The organism is Paenibacillus cymbidii, assembly GCF_004764705.1.
Lineage (GTDB): Bacteria > Bacillota > Bacilli > Paenibacillales > NBRC-103111 > Paenibacillus_AN > Paenibacillus_AN cymbidii.
Window position 1 is genome coordinate 12,514 of the sequence record NZ_SHLX01000040.1, and the last position, 15,891, is coordinate 28,404.

14 protein-coding genes are annotated in these 15,891 nt (G+C 60.0%); 5 read left to right on the forward strand and 9 right to left on the reverse strand.

The annotated features are described in order from the left end of the window. The first annotated feature begins 2 nt into the window (after window positions 1-2). Window positions 3-329 (forward strand): HAD family hydrolase, encoded by a 327-nt coding sequence (locus tag EXY20_RS34150; RefSeq protein WP_135556916.1) that lies wholly within the window; start codon window positions 3-5, stop codon window positions 327-329. An 8-nt stretch (window positions 330-337) separates the two neighbouring features. Here EXY20_RS34150 and chrA read toward each other — a convergent pair whose 3' ends face one another. The 4 genes from chrA to uxaC all read right to left on the reverse strand — a co-directional run bounded on the left by chrA (window position 338) and on the right by uxaC (window position 5,252). Then, window positions 338-1,561, reverse strand: a complete 1,224-nt coding sequence (gene chrA / locus EXY20_RS34155; RefSeq protein ID WP_135556917.1) for a chromate efflux transporter — start codon at window positions 1,559-1,561, stop codon at window positions 338-340. A 130-nt stretch (window positions 1,562-1,691) separates the two neighbouring features. Beyond that, window positions 1,692-2,183, reverse strand: a complete 492-nt coding sequence (gene nikR / locus EXY20_RS34160; protein ID WP_135556918.1) for a nickel-responsive transcriptional regulator NikR — start codon at window positions 2,181-2,183, stop codon at window positions 1,692-1,694. 107 nt (window positions 2,184-2,290) lie between these two features. Then, window positions 2,291-3,811 (reverse strand): tagaturonate reductase, encoded by a 1,521-nt coding sequence (locus EXY20_RS34165; RefSeq protein ID WP_235886334.1) that lies wholly within the window; start codon window positions 3,809-3,811, stop codon window positions 2,291-2,293. A 28-nt stretch (window positions 3,812-3,839) separates the two neighbouring features. Beyond that, window positions 3,840-5,252: a glucuronate isomerase gene (uxaC, locus tag EXY20_RS34170; protein ID WP_135556919.1), complete on the reverse strand. Its 1,413-nt coding sequence runs from the start codon at window positions 5,250-5,252 to the stop codon at window positions 3,840-3,842. 189 nt (window positions 5,253-5,441) lie between these two features. Between uxaC and EXY20_RS34175 the strand changes: the two genes are divergently transcribed. Next, window positions 5,442-6,299, forward strand: a complete 858-nt coding sequence (locus tag EXY20_RS34175; protein ID WP_135556920.1) for a helix-turn-helix transcriptional regulator — start codon at window positions 5,442-5,444, stop codon at window positions 6,297-6,299. Here EXY20_RS34175 and EXY20_RS34180 read toward each other — a convergent pair. Further along, window positions 6,287-6,688 carry an MmcQ/YjbR family DNA-binding protein gene (locus EXY20_RS34180; protein ID WP_135556921.1) on the reverse strand — a complete coding sequence of 134 codons (402 nt, stop codon included), beginning with the start codon at window positions 6,686-6,688 and terminating at the stop codon, window positions 6,287-6,289. The genes EXY20_RS34175 and EXY20_RS34180 overlap by 13 nt on opposite strands. Before the next feature lie 260 nt (window positions 6,689-6,948). Between EXY20_RS34180 and EXY20_RS34185 the strand changes: the two genes are divergently transcribed. Then, on the forward strand, window positions 6,949-7,629 hold the full coding sequence (locus EXY20_RS34185) for a C40 family peptidase (RefSeq protein WP_135556922.1): 681 nt from the start codon (window positions 6,949-6,951) through the stop codon (window positions 7,627-7,629). A gap of 81 nt (window positions 7,630-7,710) precedes the next feature. Here the strand turns inward: EXY20_RS34185 and EXY20_RS34190 are convergent, their stop codons facing one another. Both EXY20_RS34190 and EXY20_RS34195 read right to left on the reverse strand, forming a co-directional pair. Then, a complete protein-coding gene (locus EXY20_RS34190; RefSeq protein ID WP_135556923.1) occupies window positions 7,711-9,423 on the reverse strand; it encodes an ABC transporter ATP-binding protein in 1,713 nt (570 codons plus the stop codon). 33 nt (window positions 9,424-9,456) lie between these two features. After that, window positions 9,457-10,272, reverse strand: coding sequence for a (2Fe-2S)-binding protein (locus tag EXY20_RS34195; protein WP_135556924.1), 816 nt, complete (start codon window positions 10,270-10,272; stop codon window positions 9,457-9,459). Window positions 10,273-10,523: 251 nt separating this feature from the next. On the opposite strand from EXY20_RS34195, the gene EXY20_RS34200 reads away from it, so the two are divergent. Both EXY20_RS34200 and EXY20_RS34205 read left to right on the forward strand, forming a co-directional pair. Beyond that, entirely contained in the window at window positions 10,524-11,066 is a 543-nt protein-coding gene (locus tag EXY20_RS34200; protein ID WP_135556925.1) for a DUF1697 domain-containing protein, read from the forward strand. 135 nt (window positions 11,067-11,201) lie between these two features. After that, a complete protein-coding gene (locus tag EXY20_RS34205; RefSeq protein ID WP_207671380.1) occupies window positions 11,202-11,675 on the forward strand; it encodes a DUF4830 domain-containing protein in 474 nt (157 codons plus the stop codon). A 134-nt stretch (window positions 11,676-11,809) separates the two neighbouring features. Here the strand turns inward: EXY20_RS34205 and EXY20_RS34210 are convergent, their stop codons facing one another. Together EXY20_RS34210 and EXY20_RS34215 are read right to left on the reverse strand one after the other, a co-directional pair. Next, a complete protein-coding gene (locus EXY20_RS34210; protein WP_135556926.1) occupies window positions 11,810-13,495 on the reverse strand; it encodes a hypothetical protein in 1,686 nt (561 codons plus the stop codon). Between the two features lie 1,289 nt (window positions 13,496-14,784). Beyond that, window positions 14,785-15,861 carry a glycoside hydrolase family 172 protein gene (locus EXY20_RS34215; RefSeq protein WP_328592616.1) on the reverse strand — a complete coding sequence of 359 codons (1,077 nt, stop codon included), beginning with the start codon at window positions 15,859-15,861 and terminating at the stop codon, window positions 14,785-14,787. Between the last annotated feature and the right edge of the window lie 30 nt (window positions 15,862-15,891).

The following is a 15,891-nucleotide window of genomic DNA, read 5'->3' on the forward strand; positions in this document are numbered from 1 at the left end:
AGATGAACGAACGGCTGCCGCAGCCCAAAGCGCTGCTAATCGACATGGACGATACTATTATCGCTTACGAGCACGGCTTCGATGTTAACGCCTGCTGGAGAAAGGTTTGCGGCGAGCATCTTGCGCCGGAGGAAGCGCGTCTCGACGAGGCGGTCGCGGGGATGATCGGCGACAACTTCGAATGGGAAATTGCCGCGCCCGCAAGGCTCGGCGTCCATGGCGTCTGGGTCAACCCCGCCGGCAAGTCGGCGCCGGACCCCGGCGTGCCGCATCGTTCGATCGTTTCGCTGCGCGACTTGGTCGACGTGCTGCCGGGCATTGTCGGTTAAGCCGGGCCTTACAGCCAGGCGGCTGCGGTGCCGCAGAGCAAACCGGCCAGCACGACGGTCCACGGCGGCAGCTTCCAGAATTCGAGCATGACGAACAGCAGCACGGCGACGGCGCAATCGGCCGGCGCCAGAATCGCCGTTGTCCACAGCGGATCGTACAGCGCCGCCAGCAGGATGCCGACGACCGCCGCATTGATGCCGGTCAGTGCGCCTTGCACGCCGGCATTCGCGCGCAGGCCGTTCCAGAACGGCAGCGTGCCGGCCACGAGCAAATAAGCGGGCAGGAAAATAGCCGCAATCGCGAGCAGTCCGCCGGACCAGCCGCTCATCATCGCGCCGAGGTAGCCGGCGAACGTCGACAGCGGCCCCGGCAGCGCTTGCGCGGCGCCGTAACCGGCGAGAAAATCGGCCTGTGACACAAGCCCGGACGGCACGAACTCGCGTTCAAGCAGCGGCAGCATCACATGGCCGCCGCCGAAGATGAGCGCGCCCGTCCGGTAGAAGCTGTCGGCAAGCGCGAGCCACGCCGGGCCGCCGAACGAGCGCAGCAGCGGCAGCCCGAGCAGCAGCGCGAAGAACAGCGCCAGGCAGACGGCGCCGAAGCCGCGGCCGACCGGCACCCGCAGCGCCGGAAGCGCGGGACTGGCAACGCGGCGATACAGCAGCAGGCCGGTTGCCCCGGCCGCCGCAAGCAGCGCCAGTTGGCCGACGGCCGCATGCCACAGCAGCGAACCGGCGCATACGGCGACGGCGATTGTCGCCCGGGTGCGGTCCGGAGCGAGCTTGCGCCCCATGCCGAGCACGGCTTGCGCAACGATGGCCACGGCCACGATTTTCAGGCCGTGCACCGCGCCGGCTTGGGCGATGTCAAAGCTTTGCAGCACATAAGCGAACAGGATCATCAATACGGCGGACGGCAGCGTAAATCCGAGCCAGGCGAGCAAGCCGCCCCGAACGCCGCCGCGCAGCATGCCGATACCGATGCCGACCTGGCTGCTCGCCGGGCCGGGGAGAAACTGGCACAAGGCGACAAGGTCGGCGTAGGTGCGCTCGTCCAGCCATCGGCGCCGGCGGATGTATTCGTTGTGAAAGTAGCCGAGATGCGCGATCGGCCCGCCGAACGAGGTCAGCCCCAATTTGGCCGATACGGCGAGTATTTCCAGGCCGCTTGTTCCTCCCGTGCCGGTTTCCGGCTGCGGCGCTTCTGTTTGCGTTTGCGAATCCGCTTGCATGGCTGATCCCCTCTCCGTTTCTTTTCGGCGATTTATACGGTTAATCCACTGCTATGTTGACGCTACCCGGCCGGCACCTGTTAGGCGCAAAGAGGCAATCTTCCCCCCGGAAGATTGCCTCTTTGCTGCGCTATTGCTCGTGCGTATGGTCATGCCCATGCGCGCTCTCATGCGTATGCTCATGACCGTGCGCCTGGCCATGCTCGTCCGCATACGTGACGGACAGCTCCGCATACGTGACGCCCTTCAGCACCTGGATTTGCTGCAGCAGCTCGCGAAGCCCGGCCAGCTTGCCGCGCACGACAATCACCTCGAGGCACTGCGCATGGTTCAGATGCACATGCATCGTCGAGATGATCGCATGATGGTGCTGATGCTGCAGTTCGGTCAACACCAAGGGCAGCTCGCTGACATGATGGTCGTATACCATCACGATCGTGCCGGCGACAAGCGCCTCCGGGTTCATCCGCGTCGGCTCGAGCATCGCCTTGCGGGCCATGTCGCGAATCGCCTCGGAGCGGTTCGTGTAGCCCTGTTCCTCGATATAGCGGTCGAACTGATCGATAAGCGCACCCGGGAACGACACGCCGAAACGTGTCAGTTCGACTTTATTGTCTGCCATGCTTCCACCCGTTCCTGCTAGAGGTTATGCTCCACAGCATACCACAGCGAGGCACAAATGGGAACCGGAGCCGTCGCCGGCTCCGGATGCAACAACAATCGTTTCGCTCACCGGTTCGTCGTCTCCATCCGCCGCAAATGAGCGGCCACCGCCTGCGCCAAGCCGGGGAGCTCGTTCAAATCCCGCTCCCACCACGCCGCGTTGCCGAGCGCTTCGGCCGTCAGCTGCTCCAGCGTCGACGTTCCCGCGTCGACCGCCGCCCACAGCCGGGCCAGCTCCGCCAGCGCTGCCGCGTCGTCCCGCAGCGGCAGCGGCGAACCGTCGAGCCGCGCGCCGACGAAGCCCTCGCCCTCGCGGCAGGCGCGGTACATGCGCAGCAGCGACGCCAATGCTTCAGTAACTAGCGGCGGCAGCTCACCCGTCCGCTCCAGATGGCCGAGCAGCGTCGGCAGCAGCCGCGTGCGGAACTTGGACAAGCTGTTCATCGCAATATCGGCAAGCCGGTGACGAATGAACGGGTTGCGGAACCGCTCCAACACGTCTGCCGCATAGGCTTTCATTTCCGCTTGCGGCAGCGGCACCGCCGGCACGATTTCTTCGTCCAGCGCCCGCAAGAGCAGCGGGCCGTACACTGGGTGTTCGGCCGCTTCGCGAACTTCATTAACGCCGTTAATCAGGCACAATGAAGCAAGCAGCGTATGCGCCCCGTTCAAAATGCGCACCTTGCGCAGCTGATACGGCGCCAGCTCGCCCACCCAGCGCACGTTCAGCCCGGCCTTGGCCAGCGGCAGCACATCGTCCAGCGCCGGTTCGCCTTCGATCGCCCACAAATAGTACGGCTCCGCCGCGTTCAGCAGCCCGTCCGCAAAGCCGAGCTCGGCGGCAAGCGCTTCGGCCGCGTCCTCCGCATACCCGGTGACGATGCGGTCGACCAGCGAATTGAGGAAGCGGTTATGCGCCCGCAGCCAGTCCGCGAACGGCTCCGGCAGCTGCCAGTCAGCCGCATGACGCAGCACCAGCTCGCGCAGCTTGTCGCCGGCCCGCTCGACAAGCTCGCACGGCAGCAGCAGCAACCCCGCTTCCGGCTTGCCGCCGAAATGAACGAACCGCTTATAAAGGAACATCGTCAGTTTGGCCGGATACGAAACGACCGGCTGCGCGGGGTTCCATTCGCTTGGCGCGTACACCAGCCCCGCCTCCGTCGTGTTCGACACGACGACGGCGAGCTCCGGCCCTTCCGCCAGCCGGAGGAACGTTTCCCACTCGGCGTACGGATCGACGATGGCGCCGAAGACGCCGATCAGCTCGCGCTCCTCCACCTGCCGCCCGTCGCGGATGCCGCGCGTCAGCTGGTAATACAAGCCATCCTGCCGCTTCAGCTCGGCCAGCTTGGCGGCACCGTGCGGCCGCGGCTGCGTTACCGCGACTGAGCCGTCGAACAGGCCGGCGTCGCGGCTCTTCTGCAGCATCCAATCGACGAAGCCGCGCAGGAAGTTGCCTTCGCCGATTTGCAACACTTTCACCGGGCTTTGCCGCATCCGCTCGAACGCAGCCAACGCTTCGCCCGTCAGCGCGCCGCGGTCAAGCCGCGGACGTTCTGCCGGCATCCTCTTGTCTTCTCCGCTCATCGCTGTGCTCCCCCGCCCCGGCGCCGATTTATTGGCCGAAGCCGAAGTACGAAGCCGCATTTTCGTAGCAAATGCCTTGAATCAAACCGTTCAGCAGCTCTTCGTCGTTCGGCACTTCGCCCGCTTCCACCCATTCGCCGATCAGGTTGCACAGGATGCGGCGGAAATACTCGTGGCGCGTGTACGACAGGAAGCTGCGCGAGTCCGTCAGCATGCCGACGAAACGGCTCAGCAGCCCGGCGTTCGCCAGCGCCTTCATCTGCGCCAACATGCCGTCCTTCGTGTCGTTGAACCACCAGGCGGCGCCGTGCTGGATTTTGCCGATGACGCCTCCGCCCTGGAAGCTGCCGATCATCGCCGCAAGCACGTCGTTGTCCGCCGGATTGAGCGAATACAGAATCGTTTTCGGCAGCTTGTTGTCGCGGTCGAGCCCGTCGAGCAGCTTGACCAGCGGCACGGCCAACTGGCCGGTGTTGATCGAATCGAAGCCCGTGTCCGGGCCGACCTGCGCGAACAGGCGCGAGTTGTTGTTGCGGTGCGCGTGCATGTGCAGCTGCATCGCCCAGCCGCGGTCGGCGTACAGCCGGCCCATGAACAGCAGCGTGTACGTTTTGTACTTCATCTCATCCTCGTGGCTGACCGGTTCGCCCGCCAGCCCTCTGGCGAAAATCGCCGCCGCTTCCTCGTGCGTCGCTTCGGCGTAAGGCACGTAATCGAGCGCATGGTCGGAGACGCGGCAGCCCGCTTCGTGGAAAAAGGCGATGCGCGCTTCCAGCGCGGCCAGCAGCGCCTCGTAGTCGCGAATCGGCGCGCCGATCGCCTGTTCGAGGCGGCCGAGCCACGGCAGGAACGTCGCACGATTGATTTCGAGCGCCTTGTCCGGGCGGAACGACGGCAGCACAACGAAGCCGAGGTCCTGCTCTTCTTTCAGCTTCAAGTGGTAGTCGAGCGAATCGGCCGGATCGTCCGTCGTACAGATGACGCGCACGTCGCTCATCCGAATAAAATCGCGCACCGCAAACCCTTCGCCGTTCAGCTTGGCATTCGCTTTTTCCCAAATAATCGGCGCATTCTTCTCGTTGATCAGCTCTTCGATGCCGAACAGCCGGCGCAGCTCCAGATGGGACCAATGGTACAGCGGATTGCCGACCGTCATCGGCACGGTGCGCGCATAGGCGAGGAACCGGTCGTAATCGCTTACGCCTTCGCCTCCGGTCACGTACTTCTCTTCCACGCCGTTCGCCCGCATCGCCCGCCATTTGTAATGGTCGCCGTACAGCCACACTTCGGTCAAATTGCGATACCGCTTGTTTTCATAAATTTCCTGCTGGTTCAAATGGCAATGGTAATCGATAATCGGCAGCGGTTTGGCCACGCCGTGGTACAGGCGCTCCGCAACAGCATTCGTCAATAAAAAGTTGTCGTCCATGAACGGTTTCAACAGCAAGCTCCCCTTTGCGGCGATAGTTCGTCGTTCCTTCCTTCAGTATAGGGCAAAATCGGCCGATGATCTTGCGCTTTTTTGTTTGTTTTACGTGAAACTATGCGGATTTTGACTTTGGAAACTTTCCATCGGGCGGCCATTCTGCTACAATGCTTGCAAACCAGACGATTGCCGGAGGGCACCGCCATGAGCGATCACATTTTGGCTGCTTACGGGCACGAGGAAGGCGCGTTTTATTTCCACCACGTGCGCCGTACCGAACCGTTCGAACGCGTCAAACATTATCATAGCACGTACGAGCTGTACTATTTGATCAGCGGGAAACGCACGTATTTCATCAAGGACCGCTCCTACCGGATCGAAGGCGGCGACCTGGTGCTCATCGACAAATACGACGTGCACAAGTCGACCGTGCTCGGCGAAGCCGCCCACGAGCGGGTCGTGATCAACTTCAGCGACGATTTCCTCGGCGCCGGCGCCCCGCTTCATCCGGAACGGCTCGTCGCGCAGTTCCGCGGCGAAGTGAACGTGCTGCGCCTGCGCGAGCCCGAGCAGCGCTTTGTGCTGGAGCTGCTGGGCAAGCTCGGCCGCGAGGCGAGCCAACGTTCGCACGGCTACGAGACGTATTTGCGACTGCTGCTGCTCGAGCTGCTGTTGTTCAGCTCGCGCCAGCGCGGCCGCGAAGAAGCGGCAGAGCCCGCTCCGGCCGGCGCCGTCCATGCCAAAATCGCCGACATCGTCCGCCACATCAACGGCTGCTACCGGGACAACCTGACGCTGTCGAGCGTCGCCGCCGCCTTTTTCATGAGCCCGTCCTACCTCAGCCGCACGTTCAAGACAGTAACCGGGTTTACGCTGACCGGCTACGTCCATTTGACCCGCGTCAAGGAAGCTCAGCGGCTGCTGCGGGACACCGACGACAAAATTTCCGATATTGCCGCCGCCGTCGGCTTCGAGCATATCGGCCACTTCGAACGCATCTTCAAAACCGTCGCGCAATCGACGCCGCAAGCCTTCCGCAAGGCGTACCGTCAATCCGGTTGATTGCCGCCGTCCTTCTTCCATTGCCGGGCGAGCCGTTTCGGGGCCGCCAGCGCGTAGCCTTCGACAAGCAGTTCTTCCAGCCGGCTCCAGTCGGGCGGCGTTCCTTTGGCAAGCGATACCCAGCCGTGATGGCCGATGTAAGGCGTTTTGACGAAGCCGCCGAGCGCCAGCAGCAGCTCCTGCGATTCTTTGGTCGCCTTGATCGACAGTCCCGTCCCTTCCCCCGTTTCTCCCATCATCACGAATGTTTTGCCGCGGACTTTAAACACCGTATGGCCAAAACCATCGATCGTTTCCTCCGCTTCCGGCAGACCGGCGACGATCGACCTCACCTTGCTTTCCATCGCAAGCCCTTCCTCGGATAGAATCTTTTTGCTGCTGTGCTCCATGATGTTCCCGCCTTTCGGTCCTAATAGAGGGAGCTTAGCTTGCTAAACTCTCCCTACTAACGAATTTTGTTCGTATTCGCCGCTCACCCGCCCAAATCCTTCCTGCCGCGAAACCGCTTTCTATGCGGCTTTGCGCGCCGCGGCCCTTCATCTTGCCGCAATCAGCATGCGCAGGATGGGTTACTTTTACTCGCTTGCCAACATTTTTGGACTGGTTCCCCATCATAACTTGGTTACAATTGGGGTAAGGAGGATGATTCATGAAGAACAAGAAATTGATGCTAATGGCCGCATCCGCCGTCCTGTCGCTTACGATCGCCACCAACGCATTCGCCGCTTCCGGCACCGTCGATCGGTCCGTCAACTTCCGCACGGCGCCGAATACGGACAGTTCGGTCATCTCCACGTTGAAATCAGGCACCTCGTTTACGGTGCTCAGCAAAGTCAACGATTACTGGCTGAAAGTGAGCGTCGGCGGCAAAACCGGCTACGTCTCCACGGGCTATGTATCCACCGGCGGGACAAGCTCCGGCGGCTCGGGCAACTCGGGCTCGTCGCAATCGTCCAAAGCCGATCAAGTAATTGCCAAGGCGCTGTCGCTCAAAGGAATTACCCATTACAAATACGGTGTAAACCAGGCGCCGACACTGCTGGACTGCTCCTCATACGTCAAATACGTGTACAGCTTCTTCGGCGTCAACCTGAAATGGGGCACACGGTACCAGAAAGATGCCGGCACGTTCGTCGCCAAAGCGAATTTGAAGAAAGGCGATCTCGTCTTCCTTCGCGTCGGCAGCTCGAAGGAAATCGGCCATGTCGGCATTTACGCCGGCAACGGGCAGTTCATACATAACAGCCCGTCGGAAGACGGCGTTATGACCTCGTCGCTGACGAGCGGTTATTGGGCAAGCCGGTACGTCACGGCAAGACGGGTGCTTTAAGTGGTTTAGCAAAAAAAGACAGCTCCCCACGGCGGTTGAAGCCGGTTGGCGGAAGCTGTCTTTTTTCCATTCTCGTGCGGATCAGCCGAACTGCGCCTGGTGCAGCCTGCTGTAATGGCCGCCGGCGGTTACCAGCTCTTCGTGCCTGCCCTGCTCGCTGACGCCGTCCTCGGTGACGACGACGATGCGGTCCGCGTTTTTGATCGTGGCCAGGCGGTGCGCGATGACCAGCGTCGTACGGCCCGCCGACAGCTCGGCGAGCGATTGCTGGATCGCCGCTTCCGTCTCCGTATCGAGCGCCGACGTCGCTTCGTCGAGGATGAGGATCGGCGGATTTTTCAGAAACATGCGGGCGATCGCAAGGCGCTGCTTCTGGCCGCCCGACAGCTTCACGCCGCGTTCGCCGACGATCGTGTCGAGCCCGTCCGGCTGCGCGCGGATAAAGTCGGCCAACTGCGCCCGCGTCGCCGCTTCCCACAGCTGCTCCTCCGTTGCGTTTCGTTTGCCGTAAGCGATGTTCTCGCGGATCGTGCCGGAGAACAGGAACACGTCCTGCTGCACGATGCCGATCTGGCTGCGCAGCGACGCCAGCGTCATGCGGCGAATATCGGTGCCGTCGATCGTGATGCTGCCGCCGTCGATTTCATAGAAGCGCGGCAGCAAGCTGCACAGCGTCGTTTTGCCGGCGCCGGACGGGCCGACGAACGCAATCGTCTCTCCGGCCTTGATCGTCAAATCGATGCCGTTCAGCACCTTCGCCTGGTTGTCGTAGCCGAACGTGACGCCGCTGTAGCAAATATCGCCGCGCAGCGGTCCGGCCGGTTTGGCGTTCGGCGCGTCGGCCACGTCGGGCAGCGTGTCGATCAGCTCCGTATAGCGCTTGAAGCCGGCGATGCCTTTCGGATAGCTTTCGACGATCGTGTTGATCTTTTCAATTGGCGCAAGGAAGACGTTTGCCAGCAGCAGGAACCCGATGAACTCGCCGTACGACAGCTCGCCCTGGATGACGAACCAGGTGCCGCACACCATCACGAACAACGTGACGAGCCGCTTCAACATGTAGCTGATCGACGAGTTGAACGCCATGATTTTGTACGACAGCAGCTTGGTCGTCCGGAAGCGGCCGTTGTTGACCGCGAACTGCTCCTTCTCCAGCTCTTCGTTGGCGAACGCCTGCACGACGCGCATGCCGCCGACGTTGTCCTCGACGCGGGCGTTAAAATCGGCAATATCCGTAAACAGCCGGCGGAACGCTTGCGTCATGCGGCGGTTGAAGTACAGCGCCAGCCAGACAATGATCGGCACCACGATGAACGAAAGGATCGCCAGCTTGGCGTTAAGCGCCAGCATCAGGCTGAACGCGCCGATCAGCGTCATGACCGCAATGAATAAATCTTCCGGGCCGTGATGCGCCATTTCGCCGATCTCCATCAGGTCGTTCGTCAGCCGCGACAGCAGATGGCCGGTTTTGTTGTTGTCGAAGAAGCGGAACGACAGCTTCTGGATATGGTCGAACAGCTTCTTGCGCATGTCGGTTTCGATGTTGATGCCAAGCATGTGCCCCCAGTACGTAACAACGTACTGCAGGCCGGCATTAAGCGCATACACGGCAAGCAGCCCTATGCACGCCCAGACGATCAGCTCCCAGTCTTTGCCGGGCAGCAGCTTGTCGACGAACTGGTTGACGGCGATCGGGAACCCGAGCTCCAGCAATCCGGCAATGACGGCGCAGGAGAAGTCGAGCAGGAACAATTTTTTATAAGGACGATAGTAGGCAAAAAAACGACGAAGCATCGGTCGTGCTGTCTCCTCTCGTAGTGGCGTCCGTTAGCGTGCCGCCTCGGCTTTGCTGCGGTAGGCGGCGCGCCGCTCCGCCCGTACCGACTCTTTCAGGCGCGGACACGTGTAGCAATAGTCGCCGCCTTCGGTGCGGTAGTACAGGCAGCAGGCGTTCTTCATCCGCATCTGCTTGGCCGGATCGGCCAAATCTTCGACGGTGCGGATGACAATGTCGAACGGATGTTTGGCGAGGCCGAAAACGTCCAGGCCGAGCTGCCGCTTGATGGCGGCATAATCGCTTCGCAGCCTGGCGGCTCCGGCGGCGTCGCCCGCCTGGGTAGCCTTGTCGGCGTAGTGTTCGGCGAAATAGAGCATCCGCGAAGGCAGCAAACCCCACGCATGCGCAAGCGGCACGTCGCCGGCAGCGGCGCACGCTTCGTACAGCGGGCGGACCGTTTGCCCGAAGAAACGGCCGAGCGCCGCCAGCACGTCCTGCTCGCGCGCGGCGCCGTCAGGAATGGCGCGCAGGGTGGCGTCGGCGAGCTGGTAGCCGAAGCGGTAATGGTTCGCGGCGTGGAACAGGTGGATCGTCATGTTGCCGAGCGACGCGTCAAACGACCGGCCGTACAAGGATAACGATACGAGCAAGCCGGAAGCGAGATTGCCGAACAAATTGGCAAAATAAACGGCCGCCGCCGAGCGGTCCAGCGCTTTGATCAGCGGGCCGTATGTATCCAATAAGGCGAGCATGTTCCCCCGTTCGGGCAAATCGGCCGCGGACGCAGAAAAAACGGGGCTTTCGGGCGGCGCCGCCAGGACGGCAAAGTAGTTTTCGAGCAAATCGCGTGCGTCTTCGGCAGTCATTTCCGAAACCTCCTGATGGTAGCGCAGCGTTGGAATTTATGAAAATGAATTTCATTATCATTATAAAGGAAATGGCGAATTTGGCAATGGCAAAAATGGAAATCACCCGCTCGCCGGCTGACGGCAACAAAGTCCAGCGCCCCGTCGAACTCATGGTCGCTGTGGCTGGCTGTACAAGCATACATCAAATCGATATGATGGTAGAAGCAGGAACTTGCACGCAAATGAACCCGAGGAGGAGGCGCCGAACGATGGCGGTATTCATTGCCTTGCTGCGCGGCATCAATGTCGGCGGCAACAACAAAATCAGCATGGCGGAGCTGAAGCGCGTTTTGCTTGCAGCAGGCTTCGAGCGCGTACAAACGTATATCCAGAGCGGCAACGTTCTGTTCGAATCGGACAAGGATGCCGAATCGCTTCGCAGTCAATTCCAGGCGGAAGTCAAATCGGCATTCGGCATCGCTTGTTCGGTGCTCCTGAGAACACATGAAGAATGGAAGCAAATTATCGCAGCCTGTCCCTATGACCCAATCGAGCTTCAGGAAAAATGGACCATTCAGTTGACGCTGCTGGACGAGCAGCTGCCGCAAGCCAAACGCGATATGCTTCAGGCGGTAAACCCGGGGCCGGACGAATATTGCGTCGACGATCGCCGCATTTATTTTTTATTCCGTCAAAGCATGCTCGATACGAATTATGCCCCCTGTTTGCAAAAGCTCGGTACCGGCTCCACGACGCGCAACTGGAACACCGTACGCAAGCTGAACGATATGGCGACGGCGATGCAGGGGTAATTTTTTCGGCAGCATCAACCTCATGTTGCCCCGAGCAAGCCCCGCTATGGGGCTTTTCTCTTTCTTTTTGCAACCCTATCGAATTTGTTAAAGGAAGTGGGGAAGATAAGAAGGATCCATGCAAATTTAGGGATTATGTTGGGGTTGTTGTTCTTAATCCTTGCCGGATGCGGCAAAGAAGTTACAGGCGATGAAAAAACAGCCGAGCAATATATTGAACAACAAGGATATAAAATTACTTCTCGAAAAGGTGAAGTTCAACAATACGTTTTGGACAAAAGCAAACTATACGGCAGCACTGAAACGATACCATACCAGCAAAGCTGGGGGGTTCAAACCGAGGAGCCCGATACGTATTTTGGCAAAGTAATAACCGTATATCGATTCACAGTGAAAAATCATCCACTAGAAAAAAAATACAATATCGACACTAACGTTTCTATCTTACTTTGCGAAGGCAAAGTAATAGGCGGAACTTCATTCCCCGTTCAAGGAAAAATGCTTTTAATGGGGGCGCCCTATTCAATAGATGGAAAAACATTGGAGGAAGTAACCGGGCTGACTTATATAGAATGGTTGGAAAACTGGAGAAAGAAATACGGTAGTTGACTGAACTGCGCCGGAAATAGTACAACAAAACAGCGGCAGTCCAGAACTTAATTGTTCGTCCAGGCTGCCGCTGTTATCTGTTGCTTGGGAGAGTCTACCGCTCATAATCGGAATTTGGCAGCATAGTCGACTTATTACTCGCTGCGATGAATCCGGTATGCGGACCAATCGACGCTAGCCCCGTCGATCGTGCGCTTTGCCAGCGCGCCTGCGGCGTCGGTTCGCAGCGCAAGGTTTGCGCCCCCTAAGCTGGCGTACGCGACGCCAAGCGCCGCAAGCGGCCCGCCGCCGTCGCCGGCTTCCGCAACAAACCGCGGCGCCCGCGCTGCTGCCGCATCGGCCAGCGCGTGGGCGCTGGCGCACCCGAACGCCGCCGCCTCCGCAGCGCCGAGCGCTTCCACAACGACGCCATGTGCCGTGCCCTCGCACGTCAATTCGATCCAGCCGTCGCGTTCGGTCCACGTGCCGATGTCGCGCAGCAAATGCACGACCAGCCACGCGTCCCCGACTCGTCCGGCCAATAACCGCTCCCGCCGGACCCACTCCCCTTGCGGCAGGCAGCCGACAAGCAGTGGCGACGCTGCGTCTGCCGGCAGCGGATACAGCGCCGCGGCAACGCCGCGATGCAGAAGCACTTCGCCATGTTCGCTCGCATGACGCGGGTCGCCGGCCCGCCAGCCATCGCCCGGCGGGAAAAAGAACAACTGCGCTCCGCCGGCTACCGTCACGTCCCAGCGGTGCTGCTCGTTGGCGTACTCCTCCGCCCGCTCCCACATGCCGCCAAGCGCGTACGCTGCCGTCTTGTACACGTACGCGTGCCTAGCTCCTTCCTGCTCGCGCGGCGGCGGCAGCGGGATGCGAACTTTGGCTTCGCTAACCTCGCTGCCGGCGCGAACGGCTGCGGCGCGAAGGTCCACCGGCGCTTCCCGCCGCAGCAGTCCGGCTGCTTCCAGCCGGTCGAACCGCTGAGGCAGCGGAAAATCGCCAAACTGCACATAGTCGAACAGATGATTGCGATCGAGCGGCACGTCGTGAGGCAGCACACGGTTGTGCGGGCCTACCCACGCGCCGCGCCAGTAGTACAGAACGCGTTCGCTCCACAAGAAACGCAGCACATCGTCGAGCCCGGCGGCGATCGCTTCGTCCTCGGCCAGCTCCGCCGCGCAGGTGAACGCCTGCATCCAATGCCAGAACCAGGGCAGGCTGCCGTATTCCCAGCGCCCCCATTCATTGATGTACGCGAGCAGCTGTTCCAAATGCTGCCGCCCTTCCGCGAGCAGCGCGCCGTCGCCGAACCGGGCGCCCCAGATCAGCTGCTGGGCGATATATTTGGCGTCGTGATGCCCGTAATGGATCAGCGCCTTGCGATAAGCGCCCGCTTCGTAGATGTGGCGGCACGCCTCATTGATCTCGCTCCACAACGCGGCGCGAGTCTCCGTCGTTGCGCTGTCGCGGTAGCGGCGCTCGAACAGCGCCAGCAGGCAGCCGGCCAGCTCGACCGGCAGCGCGTGCGGTTTGGCTTGCCACGGGTCGGGAGCGAGACCGAGCGGCCAATGGCCGTACATCGCGTCGCCCTTGTCCCGGTTCTGCAGCGACAGCACGCTTCTCAGCATGGCGATCGCCTGTTCTTCACTGCGGGCAGCTTCGGCCGCGTCCAGCAGCCCTTCCGCGCAAGCCGCATACAAATGCATGGCGAAATACAAATTGTCGCGCACATCACCATGAAACCAGAAGCCGCTCGCAAGCAGCGGCAGTCGTTTCGCTTCCTCCGCAGCAGCAAGCAGCAGCTCTTTGCGTCTATCCTCAACGGTTGATGTCATGCTCGTAATCTCCTTTGTCCGTTTGCTATGTATCGGCCGGTATGCCACGAGTGCAAAACCGTCTCCATTATACAACAGGACGGTGAAAAGTTCTCCTTCCCGAGCCCCGCTCTCCGCTCCCACCCCTGCTTACCCAAATATTATCAGGTTAAGAAATAGTAATTTTACCCATTAACACAAGGCTGAACACAGCCATCGTTCGCTGACATTCCGAGCCATGCTAAAGTGGTTAACTGACGTATGTGTTTGCTGGTTATCCCATCGATTCAAGCTGGCACGGCGGCGAGCGTGCGTATATTCGGCAGCCTTTCGTGTCTGTTGGTTATCCCGTCGGCTCAGACTGGTGTGGCAGTAAGTATATGGGGAGAGGAGGGGAGCGAGGCGGCGGTGGTCAACGGAAGCATGTGTTTGCTGTTTATCCCGTTGGCTCAAGTTACCGTTTGGATGTATCGAGTTGGGAAGCGTATACCTGAATGGTGTCACTGCATAGCAGGGGGCACCTTTCTAGAAATGGGATACAAGTTATTGATACTGGAGATTGAGTCAAGGGGATAGCGGGCAGAAAGGAAGCTCCGGAGATCAACATGTTATAAAGTTAAGGAAAGCAATTTGCATTGCTTGGAAACTTAGCGAAATAAGGCCGATTTCAGCTTTGCAGCGGCGTTTCGGCGAGCGCCGGACGAAATAAGGCTGATTTCAGCCTTGCAGTGGCGTTTCGGCGAGCGCCGGACGAAATAAGGCTGATTTCAGCCTTGCAGCGGCGTTTCGGCGAACGCCGGACGAAATAAGGCTGATTTCAGCCTTGCAGTAGACCGGGACAGCTACCCTCGCTTGACCTTACAACATTGCTACTCCCCCCTTCCTGAAGCTCGCCACCGCATGGCTTTGCTCGCTTTACTTGCCACCCATCCACAAACTATCCCTTGCCAAATAGGCCATGTTTTCTTGCCTATTTCGCCAAAAACGAGCAGCCTCTTCAAAATAACCAGCGAAATCACTGGCTATTTCGCTTAAAGTGCCTATTGGAAGGCGATATGGGGCAAATAACCAGTAAAATCACTGGCTATTTTCGAGGCGGCACCCCAAATCGGGCAAATAGCCCATTTTTCATGGGCTATTTTGGTTGCTTCGAAAGCCCATGCTCCGTTCGCCTTTGTTTTCGGATGGTTTCCTTGGCCATCGATTCCCGGCATCCGAAAACAACAATAGATCGGAGGAGCAGCCCTTTTTTCGCCGCCCCCCCATCATACAAAAAACTCCCCCGCCATTACGAGCGGGGAAGTCGCTTTTCAGAGAATTTCCAAGCTGTCGATATCCGGCAGCGGGCGATGCGGAGCATGCGGCTCCGATTGGTACCAGTACGCGACCGAAGCGATATCGTCCTGCAGCGGCAAATACCGTCCGCCCGACCGCCAGCCGAGCGCCTGAATCGTCACGCGCAAGTCTTCCTCGAACCGGATCGGGTCCATGATGTGCCAGCGGTACATGCCGAAGCGCTGGTTGGCATTGTACAAGCCGTCCGGCTTGATAACCTGGTGCATGCCGAGGAACGGCGTCGAATAGGTGCAATATTCGCCTTTCGGATGCTCCCAATTCCACGCACCGCCAAAATAGTCCTCCGTTCCGGTGCCGCAAATCGTCGGGTATTCGCCGTCCCCGTCGAGGTAAAACTTGATTTCGCCTTCGCCCCACCAGCGATTGCTGTTCACCTGCCACGCCAAATATGTGCCGACGTAGTGCCCGTGCCCTTTGACACCGTCGACGATCGTGTGCACCTCCTTGTACGGGAGCGGATTGACGCGCCGCCATTCGGCATGGAAATAAGCCGCTTCGTCCGGCACGTCCGTGAGCGAATAGTCGATTTGATAATACAGCGTTACATCGGCGCCGGAGATGTTTTCCATCGTGATTCTGGCGGACTGGCGGAACGGCATTTCCCAGTAGCTGTTGAATCCGCCCGCCGGACCCACGACAATCGGCAACGAGTTGACGTTAATCCGCTCGCCCCAGCCGTTCGCGAAAAAGTCCCCTACCGGCACTTCGACGGAAGGCTGGTCCTCCCCGTCCCAATAGAGGCGGAATATCATGTATCGCCAGGCGGTCGGCGCGCACGTCAGCCAGATGTGCTGGATCACGCCCGGACCTTCGATGGCCCCCATCGTATGAACCGTGCCTGCTTTGACGACGACGGACGGCGACACTTTCCAGCCGACGCCCAAATCGCGGGCGCAGCCGGCGCCGGTGCCTTCCGTGGCCATCGCTCCTTTGCCCTTCTCCCCTGTCGGGTTCTCTGCACTGATCGAGCGGGTTTTGGCGCGCGACAACAGCGACAAATTGCCCAATCCCATTCCCAGTCCGTTAAACAAGCCACTCAGCCCTTTCAGTCGAATGATCGG